The following is a 9,119-nucleotide window of genomic DNA, read 5'->3' on the forward strand; positions in this document are numbered from 1 at the left end:
GCGACCCCAGCCAGGACAGCCCGGTGGCGCGCGAGGACACCGAGGACTTCTCCGCCGCCGTCCGCCGTCTCAGACGAGCGTCGTGATGCAGAACGGATGCCCCGACGGGTCCAGGAGGACGCGCCAGCGGTCGGGGGAGGGCTGGTGGGCGGGTTTCGTGGCGCCCAGGGTGATCAGGTGGGCCTCGGCCTTGTCCAGGTCGTTCACGCCCAGCTCCAGATGGGCGCGCTTCTCCACCGCCGGGTCCGGCCAGGTGGGCGGGCGGTAGCCGGCGACGCGGCTGAAGCCGAGGCCCGGGGCGCCCTCGCGGGCCAGGAAGACGAAGTCGTCGCTCTCGAAGGCCACGGGCAGGTCCAGGACCTCGGCGTAGAAACGGGCCAGTTCGGCCGGGTCGGGGCAGTCGAAGGTGACCGCCGCGTAGCGGAAGGTGGGGGACTCGGGGCCGGCGGGGGTGTCCGGGGTCTCTGTGTTCTTCGGGTTCTCTGTGCTCATGGGGATGCACGGTAGGGGGCGACCAGGACAGTTCCGGTCCTGGTCGTGACGGCGTTGTGGAAGACTTTCGCGACGTGATCGCCGCCTCCGCCCGGCTGCTGCGGCTCCTCGCCGTCCTCGCCACCCGCCCGTCCTGGACCTGCGCCGAACTGGCCGAGCGGACCGCCGTCACCGAGCGGACCGTGCGCCGCGACGTGGCCCGGCTGCGGGAACTCGGCTACGTCGTCGACTCCGAGCCCGGCCCCTGGGGCGGCTACCGGCTGCGCGCCGGCACCCACATCCCGCCGCTGATCCTGGACGACGAGGAGGCGCTCGCCGTGGCCGTCGGGCTGCGCGAGGCCGCCCTCAGCGGCGCCGTCGGCGGCGACCAGGCCGCCCTGTCGGCCCTGCTGAAGCTGCGCCAGGTGCTGCCGGGCCGCATCGCCGACCGGCTGGCCGGAGCCGACGCCGCCTTCGTGCGCACCCCCCGCCCCGACGAACCGCAGATCACCGCCGGGCTGCTGCTGGAGCTGGCCGCCGCCTGCCGGGCCGGCGAACGCGCCCGCCTGTCCTACCGCGACGGCCAGGGCCGGGCCACCCTCCGCGAAGTGGACCCGTACCGCCTCGTGCACACCGGACGCCGCTGGTACCTCGTCGCGCGCGACGTCACCCGCGGGCAGTGGCGCACCTTCCGCGCCGACCGGGTGGAACGGCTCCTGCCCACCGGGCAGCCGGCCGACCTGACCGACCCGCCCGACCCGGCGCTCCTCGTCTCCCGCAACATCGCCACCGGCCCGTACCCGATGCACGCCACCGTCCGCCTGCCCGTCGGCCTCGACCAGGCGCTGCGGCTGATCCCCGCCACCGTCGGCGCCCACCGCCCCGACGGCCCCGACGCCACCGTCGTGGACGTCGGCGGCCCCGACCCGGACGGCCTCGCCCGCTACCTGCTCAGCCTCGCCACCCCCCTGCGCGTCCTCGCGCCCGACTCCGTACGGCAGGCCCTGCGCCGCCGCACCCGCGCACTCCTGGCGGCCCTGGACGAGGACGAGCCGTCCGACTCGGCGTCGGCAAAGGCACCGGACGGCCGGGCGTAGCGTAGAAGGCATGACGAAGTACGGATCCTTCCCCGGCACGCGTCCTCGTCGGCTGCGCACCACACCCGCCATGCGCCGTATGGTCGCCGAGACCCGGCTGCACCCCGCGGACCTCATCCTCCCCGCCTTCGTGCGGGAGGGCGCGAGCGAGCCGGTGCCGATCTCGGCGATGCCCGGCGTCGTCCAGCACACCCGCGACAGCCTGAAGAAGGCCGCCGCGGAGGCCGTGGCCGCCGGGGTCTCCGGGATCATGCTCTTCGGCGTGCCCGAGGAGGCCAAGAAGGACGGCCTCGGCACCGCCGGGACCGACCCGGACGGCATCCTCCAGGTCGCGCTGCGCGACGTGCGCGCCGAGGTCGGCGACGACCTGCTCGTCATGTCCGACCTGTGCCTGGACGAGTTCACCGACCACGGCCACTGCGGCGTCCTCGACTCCGAGGGCCGCGTCGACAACGACGCCACGCTGGAGCGGTACGCCGAGATGGGCCAGGTCCAGGCCGACGCCGGCGCCCACATCGTCGCCCCCAGCGGGATGATGGACGGTCAGATCGGCGTCATCCGCGACGCGCTGGACCAGATCGGCCGCGAGGACGTGGCGATCCTGGCGTACACCGCCAAGTACTCCTCCGCCTTCTACGGCCCCTTCCGGGAGGCCGTCGGCTCCTCGCTCCAGGGCGACCGCAAGACCTACCAGCAGGACCCGGCCAACCTCCGGGAGTCGCTGCGCGAGCTGGAGCTGGACCTGGAGGAGGGCGCCGACCTGGTGATGGTCAAGCCGGCCGGCCCCTACCTCGACATCCTCGCCCGCGTCGCCGACGCCGTGGACGTGCCGGTCGTCGCCTACCAGATCTCCGGCGAGTACGCGATGATCGAGGCCGCCGCCGAGAAGGGCTGGGTGGACCGGGACCGGGCCATCCTGGAGACCCTGACCGGCATCAAGCGCGCCGGCGCCCGCAACATCCTGACCTACTGGGCCGTGGAGGTCGCGCAGAAGCTGCGCTGAGCGCACGGCGGCCTGCACGGCAGCCCCAGCTGGTCCCTTCACGGCAGCCCCAGCTGGTCACGGCAGCCCCAAGGGCTGGGACGACGTCGTGGACGGGCCCTCGTCGCGTACGCCCTCGCCGTCGTCGCAGCCGGTCAGGGCGGCCGCCGCGGTCAGGACCAGGACCGCGGCGGCGAGCAGGCGCACGCGCACGCGGGCGCGTACGCCGGTGCGAGGGCGGGGGCGGGTGCGGGTGGCCCGGGGCCGTACGCGGGTGGTGGGGTGCATGGGGTGCGTGGGCATGGTGAACCCCGGTGGTGGCGCGGCTCAGAAGTCCACGACGTATTCCATCGTGCTCTGCCAGTACGTCACCGTCAGGCTGTCGTCGACGTAGACGCTCTTGCCGGGCAGCTTCACCGTGGCGATCGAGCCGTCGTCGAACGGCACCGTCAGGGTGGTCACCGTGTGCCCGTGGTCGCCGTCGCCCGACAGGCGCACGCCGGCGTACCCCGACTCGCCCGGCTCCAGGCTCACCAGGGCCTGCGGCTTGGTCTCCTCGGCCACCGGCGGCACCGACTGCGCCTCGCCGAACCGGGCCGCCGGGTACGGCGACAGCAGGCACCGCTTGGAGCCCTTGTTGGTGGCCGTCAGCAGCAGGTGGTTGATCGGGCGGGGCACGGTGACCGCGGTGATACGGATCTGCGCGGCGCCGCACTTGGTGTAGCTCGCGGACTCGTCGCCGGTGCCGTGCGCACCGCCGGAGGAGGTCTTGCCCTTGCCGGCGGTGCCGGTGGTGGTGCCGGTGCCTCCGGAGGTGCCTCGGGTGGTGGTGCCGGTGCCGGTGGAGCCTCCGGTTCCGGCTCCGGTTCCGGTGGTGCCGCCCTTGGCGCCGCCGGTCGAGCCCGCGGTCCCGGTCGAGGCGGCCGTACCCGTCGTCCCGCCCGAGCCGGTCGAGCCCGAGGTCTGCGCGGAGCCGGACGTGTCGCTCTGCGCGGCGGCCACCGGAGAGGACGTGCCGGCCCCGTCCGTGTCGGTCCCGCCCCCGCAGGCCGTGAGCGAGAGCGCGGCGAGCGAGAGCGCGGAGGCCGCGAACAGCCGGGTGCGGAGCGTGCGTGCGGACATGGTTCCCCCTGGGAGTGTCGGTGGTGGATCGAAGTGCCGGGAAGCGGCTGCTCGGCCGGTGGCCGGGAGCGCCGTGTTCGGCTGATCCACAGCTTGTGGGACGATGCGTCCCAGGGGCCAGCGATGCCGGGACACTCGGTACGCGGGAACGCTGAAATGGGGTCTGACCTGCGGGAACGGCAACCCTCTGGGATGCCGTCGTGGGACGCGAGGACGGGGAGGGAACGGTGGCGGGAGGCGAGTTCGCCGAGCTGCTGGGGGAGCTGAAGCAGCGGTCGGGGCTCAGTTACGGGGCGCTCGGCAAGCGCCTGCACATGAGCGCGTCGACCGTGCACCGGTACGTCAGCGGCGACGTCGTCCCCACGGACTATGCCCCCGTCGAACGCCTGGCCCGCGTCTGCCGGGCGACCCCCGAGGAACTGCTCGAACTCCACCGCCGCTGGCTCCGCGCGGACGCGCTGCGCGGCGTGAAGCCGGAGGCGGCGACGGCGACGGGAACGGCGACAGGGACGGCGCCGGCCGCCGCCGAGGTGCGGGAGCAGCAACCGGAGCCGGCGCGGGAAGCGACTTCGGCCCCCGAGCCGGTGGCGAACGCGGCCCCCGAGCTGAAGCCGTCCCCGGCCCCCGGACCGGTGGCCGACGCGGAGGACACCCAGGCCGAGGTAGCACGCACCGGGCCGGAAGCGCCCACGGCGGCGACGGCGGCCGGGGAGGAGCCGGTGGCCGACGCCCCCGTCCTCGACCCTCCGAAACGCCGGAAGCGGACCGCGCTGCTCGCCGGCGCCGGGGTCGTGGCCGTCGCCGCGGCGACCGCGCTCGTGGTGAACCTGGTACCCAGCGACGCGGACCGATCCGACGACGGCCGGGCCGCCGCGGCTGCTGTGACCGCCGTGACCGCCTCCCGGTCGTCCGCGACGGACGGCGGCGGCCGATCGGCGGGCGCGGCCGACGGCACGTCCTCCGCATCGCCGTCCCCTTCCCACACCTCGTCCTCCGCGCCCCCCTCCCGAGCTACCTCCGCCGCCTCGCCGTCGCCCCTCTCCCCGTCCGGCGACGCCGCACGGCCCGGCGCCGGGTCCGGCGCGGCGCCGCTCACGGTCGGCACCACCCCGTACTACTGGGACCTGCCCTGCGAGCAGAGCTTCCTGGTCGACCGGAGCCCGCGGAACGTCCTGCCGCCGCCCCCGCAGCAGGACGTGGTCGGCTGGGCCGCGTCGATGGAGGCGGTCGCCGCCGACCACCAGATGGTGGTGCTCACCGTGCAGGGCACCGGCGCGCAGACGGTCGTGCTCAAGGCCCTGCACGTCCGGATCGTGAGCAGCGGCCCCCGCCTGACCTGGAACAAGTACGCGATGGGCGACGGCTGCGGCGGCGGGGTGGACACCAAGTCGTTCGACGTCTCCCTGGACCTCGGCAACCCGCTGGCCCAGCCGATCGCCGGGCAGCGGGACTTCCCGTACAAGGTGAGCGAGTCCGACCCGGAGGTCTTCTACGTCAACGGCCACACCAGCGGCCACGACGTGCGCTGGTACCTGGAGTTGGACTGGTCGAGCGGCGAGCGGCACGGCACGCTGCGCATCGACGACCACGGCAAGCCGTTCCGCACCAGCGGCTCCGGACCGGCGTACTACGCCTCTCCGCTCGGCGGCCACGGCTGGGAGCTGGCGAACTACAGCTGACTCCCGCCGAGCCGGCCCTCCGGGTTCAAGGCCCGTCAAGTGCGCCCGGCAGATACGGTGTTGGCGATCAGCATCCCTTACCCTTCAGGCCCCTCAGGGAGATGCCCATGACCGGTGACGCCCTCGCCCAGGACCCCGAAGAGCTGAGAAAGCGGATCGACTCCAGCAGGGCGCACCCGGCCCGGGTGTACGACGTGTTCCTCGGCGGCAAGGACCACTACCCGGCCGACCGCGACGCTGCGGCGGCCGGCCTCGCCGCCAACCCCCGCGGCTACCTCGACGTACGCCACAACCGCGACTTCCTGCGCCGGGCCGTGACCGCGGTCGCCGCCGAGGACGGCATCCGGCAGTTCCTGGACATCGGCACCGGCCTGCCGACCTCCGAGAACGTGCACCAGATCGCCCAGCGCACCCACCCCGACGCACGGGTGGTCTACGTCGACAACGACCCCGTCGTCCTCGCCCACGCCCGCGCGCTCCTCGTCAGCAGCCCCGAGGGCCGTACCGACTACCTCGACGCGGACCTCCGGGACCCCGCGCGGATCCTCGAAGAGGCCGCGAAGACCCTCGACTTCGACCGGCCCGTCGCGCTGTGCCTGGTCGCCGTCCTGCACTTCCTGCCGGACGAGGAGGCGTACGCGATCGTGCGCGAGCTGGTCGGCGCGCTGCCGTCCGGCAGCCGGCTGATCCTCAGCCATCTGACCGACGACCTCAACGCGGAGAGCATCCGGGCCGTGCAACGCACCTACACCGACCGGGGCTTCACCTTCGTCCTGCGTTCGCACGCGGACGTGGAGCGGTTCTTCACGGACAACTCCCTGACCCTGGCCGACCCCTCGGTCGTCCCCGTGCACCGCTGGCGGCCCGACCACGCCGCCCCGGTCCCGGACCGCCCCGACGCCGCCTACCTCGCGGGCCTCGACGACATCGAGAAGATCCGGTACCGGGACATCAACGACGTCACGGACGCCGACATCAACATCTACGGGGGCCTCGGCGTCAAGGCGTGACGCCGGAGCCGGACGGCCGGTTCAGTCCCACCAGAAGTGCCAGGCGCGCTCGCCGATCAACCCGTCCGCGTACGCCGCCAGCCGGTCCGGGTCCAGGTGGTCCACGGTGTCCGGGCAGAAGACGGCGTGCTCGACGGCTATCGCCTCCGCCTCGGCGCGGGAGGCGGGCGGAGCCGCGACCGACACCGTGAGGTGGTCGAAGCCGAGCGCGACGACACGTATGCCGAAGCGGTCCTCCCAGGAGCGGAGGACCGAGCAGAGGCGCGCCACGTCGTCGTCGTGGTCGACCGGCCCGCTCCAGCCGATCGCGGCGGGTATGTCGGCGCTGCGGCGGGCGGGCGCGAGCGCGAGGTGCGGGTCCTTCAGCCAGAGCCGCCCCTCGGCGAGCGAGTCCGCCACCTCGGCGGCGCGGACGTCCGGCGCGGCGGTGAGCACGAGGGACGCGGCGAGACCCGGCCACGGCTCGCCGCCGCCCGGCTCCTCGTCGGCGTAGTCGTCCCAGTACTCCGCGAGGACGTCCTCGGCGTCGTGGTCCCCGGGGTACGACACCTCCCCGGGCATCAACTCCCAGTCCTCCGGACCGCCCTGGCTGCCGCCCAGGTCCACGAGCACCGGCAGCAGCCCCACCCGAGCGGCGGGCGCGCCGAGCGCCGCCCAGTTGCCGGGGGACACCGCCCGCCCGGCGTACCAGAGCAGCGGCTCGTGCCACGGCCCGTCCTCCGTGGCATCGAGCAGAACGCCGGGCGGCAGCTGCAACCCGAGCGAACGCCCACTCGGATCGGCCGCCAGCTTGGGCAGCGGGTTCGGAAGAGTCGCCATGCCGGTGACTGTAGAGCCGACCACTGACAACGGCTCACTTGAGGGAGTCGGTGAACGCTTCCCAAGTGGCGGGTGCGAGACGGAGGGTGGGGGCTTCGTCGGGGTTCTTGGAGTCGCGAATGTGGATGGTGTGGGGGGTGGTGGCGACTTCGAGGCATTCCCCGCCCTCGCTGCCGCTGTAGGTGGACTTCTTCCATGCGTAGGCGGTTTCGAGGCACAAGCCTCCTTCTTCGTCGCTGTAGCTGGCCTTGAACCAATGAAGCCCTGTAGTCACCGTTCTCCTAGCAGGTTGTCCAGAAAATCGATCGAGTGCTCAGGTGTCAGCGCCTGCGAGCGCAGCATCGCGAACTTGCGGGTGAGGATGGAGATCCACTCCGGGTCTCTCACCAACTGACTCCCGTGGTGCGTCTGGGTGTAAGCGAGGTGCTGATGGTCGGGCGTCTCCATCAAGGCGAAGGCGCCCGAGGTTCCCGCGTGAGTGCTCCGGCCAAGCCGAAGCACCTGCAACGAGATTCCAGGAGTCTCTGCACTTTGCCGCAAGTGGCGCAGTTGCGCGTGGTGGACCTCCGGCCCCCCTACGGGGAACAGGATCGCGGGCTCCCAGATCACGAAGCTGAGGGTGGGTGGGTCCCGGCGGTGGATGATCTCCTGGCGCCTGACCCGCGCGGCCGTTTTGCTTACGATTTCGTCTTCGTTGTACGCAGGGATCCGACCGCTGAACAGCGCATGGGCATAGGGCTCGATCTGGAGGAGACCCGGTACGACCAGCGCGTCGTACATGGAGACTGCCAGCGCCTCACTCTCGTGAGCCATGTATTGCTGTGCGTGCAGGGGGACTTGGTCGATCTCCGGGAGTTTGTCGACCCCCGCCGCCAGTACCCCCTTCGTGTCGTAGAGCTTGTCCATGGCCTCTGCCAGGTCCGGCATCAAGGACCGTCTGCCCTGCTCGATGGAGGCGATCGTCTCCTCGTCAACCATCAGCAGATTCGCCACCTCGCGCTGGGTGTAGCCGGCGGCCTTTCGGGCTGCCTGCACCTGCGCGCCCAGCATCTTCATCGACGAGAAGTTCTTCCTCCGCGGCATCTTCCTGGCGCTCATATCGATCCAACTCCCCACACCTTGCACGCGGCGACCCACACCGGCCCGTACAAAAAACGAGTACGGGCTCACGCACTGATCCACGGTAGTGACGCTGAGCGACATTCGTCCCGTGATTCAGGCAAACGAACTCCCCTACCAGCGAGACCAGCTCTACGGCCGTGACCGCCGCTCCGTGCCGGCGGCAAGGCGGTTCGCGGCCTGGTCGCTGCACTACTGGGGGCTCGGCGCGTGGCGCCGGGCCGACGACGTGTCGCTGTGCGTCAGCGAGTTGGCGACGAACGCGTTGGTGCACGGCGTCCCGCCGGGCCGCGGCTTCCTGCTGCGCATCCGGTACGACGGCGAGACGGTCCGAGTGGAGGTGCACGACAGCGGGGGCGGCGTCCCGAGGATTCCCGACGAGCCGGACGAGGGCGGGCGGGGCCTGCTGCTGGTGTCGGCCCTGAGCGACAAGTGGGGGGTGGGGGAGCGCGCCCCGGGAAAGGTGGTGTGGGCGGAGTTCACGAGGTGACCTCGGGTGAGCGGGCCGGGGAGTGACCCTTGGGTGGGTTGGAGGGTGACCGTGGGGCCGCCCGCTTCTGGGCGAGTGTCGTGCTTCCGCGGGCCGCGTCAAGGGCGCTGCGCTGCGCTGCGCGTCGGCTGCGCCGATGGCCCTCCGGGCCACCCTTGACCCGGCCCGCTCCAGCACGGGAGGGAAGCGAGCGGGCGGCCGGGGGAGGAGCGGGGGGCCGAGGTGGGAGGGCCCCTCCGTGACTTGCGGGGGTGCCCGGCGGTGGGGGCGCGTCGGCGGGGTGGGGGCACGCCGGGCCGGCTCAGCGGCTGCTGCTGCTGGTGGTGGCGG

The 9,119-nt window shown here is 72.7% G+C and carries 11 protein-coding genes; 5 read left to right on the plus strand and 6 right to left on the minus strand.

What is annotated here, in order from left to right; genetic code table 11:
* Positions 1-69 precede the first annotated feature (69 nt).
* Positions 70-492, minus strand: a complete 423-nt coding sequence (locus K7787_RS30875; protein WP_223003657.1) for a VOC family protein — start codon at positions 490-492, stop codon at positions 70-72.
* A gap of 74 nt (positions 493-566) precedes the next feature.
* Between K7787_RS30875 and K7787_RS30880 the strand changes: the two genes are divergently transcribed.
* Both K7787_RS30880 and hemB read left to right on the plus strand, forming a co-directional pair.
* Complete coding sequence (locus tag K7787_RS30880; protein ID WP_043261136.1) at positions 567-1,568, plus strand: helix-turn-helix transcriptional regulator; 1,002 nt, start codon at positions 567-569, stop codon at positions 1,566-1,568.
* 10 nt (positions 1,569-1,578) lie between these two features.
* Complete coding sequence (gene hemB, locus K7787_RS30885) at positions 1,579-2,571, plus strand: porphobilinogen synthase (protein ID WP_009189947.1); 993 nt, start codon at positions 1,579-1,581, stop codon at positions 2,569-2,571.
* 57 nt (positions 2,572-2,628) lie between these two features.
* Here the strand turns inward: hemB and K7787_RS30890 are convergent, their stop codons facing one another.
* Positions 2,629-2,838, minus strand: coding sequence for a hypothetical protein (locus K7787_RS30890; RefSeq protein ID WP_223003662.1), 210 nt, complete (start codon positions 2,836-2,838; stop codon positions 2,629-2,631).
* 39 nt (positions 2,839-2,877) lie between these two features.
* Positions 2,878-3,672, minus strand: coding sequence for a DUF4232 domain-containing protein (locus K7787_RS30895; protein WP_223003658.1), 795 nt, complete (start codon positions 3,670-3,672; stop codon positions 2,878-2,880).
* 227 nt (positions 3,673-3,899) lie between these two features.
* Here K7787_RS30895 and K7787_RS30900 point away from each other — a divergent pair, with 227 nt between their 5' ends.
* Together K7787_RS30900 and K7787_RS30905 are read left to right on the plus strand one after the other, a co-directional pair.
* Positions 3,900-5,351, plus strand: a complete 1,452-nt coding sequence (locus tag K7787_RS30900) for a helix-turn-helix domain-containing protein (protein WP_223003661.1) — start codon at positions 3,900-3,902, stop codon at positions 5,349-5,351.
* A 107-nt stretch (positions 5,352-5,458) separates the two neighbouring features.
* Positions 5,459-6,361, plus strand: coding sequence for an SAM-dependent methyltransferase (locus tag K7787_RS30905; protein WP_223003659.1), 903 nt, complete (start codon positions 5,459-5,461; stop codon positions 6,359-6,361).
* A 21-nt stretch (positions 6,362-6,382) separates the two neighbouring features.
* On the opposite strand, the gene K7787_RS30910 is transcribed toward K7787_RS30905, so the two are convergent.
* The 3 genes from K7787_RS30910 to K7787_RS30920 are packed head-to-tail and all read right to left on the minus strand — an operon-like array spanning position 6,383 to position 8,278.
* Complete coding sequence (locus tag K7787_RS30910) at positions 6,383-7,180, minus strand: DUF4253 domain-containing protein (RefSeq protein WP_223003660.1); 798 nt, start codon at positions 7,178-7,180, stop codon at positions 6,383-6,385.
* Between the two features lie 34 nt (positions 7,181-7,214).
* Entirely contained in the window at positions 7,215-7,454 is a 240-nt protein-coding gene (locus tag K7787_RS30915; RefSeq protein WP_027757890.1) for a DUF397 domain-containing protein, read from the minus strand.
* Positions 7,451-8,278 (minus strand): helix-turn-helix domain-containing protein, encoded by an 828-nt coding sequence (locus tag K7787_RS30920; protein WP_043261138.1) that lies wholly within the window; start codon positions 8,276-8,278, stop codon positions 7,451-7,453. The genes K7787_RS30915 and K7787_RS30920 overlap by 4 nt, the downstream gene beginning before the upstream one ends.
* A 112-nt stretch (positions 8,279-8,390) precedes the next feature.
* On the opposite strand from K7787_RS30920, the gene K7787_RS30925 reads away from it, so the two are divergent.
* Positions 8,391-8,789: an ATP-binding protein gene (locus K7787_RS30925; RefSeq protein WP_164392309.1), complete on the plus strand. Its 399-nt coding sequence runs from the start codon at positions 8,391-8,393 to the stop codon at positions 8,787-8,789.
* Positions 8,790-9,119 lie beyond the last annotated feature (330 nt).

Source organism: Streptomyces sennicomposti (genome assembly GCF_019890635.1).
In the GTDB taxonomy this organism is placed as follows: Bacteria; Actinomycetota; Actinomycetes; order Streptomycetales; family Streptomycetaceae; genus Streptomyces; species Streptomyces sennicomposti.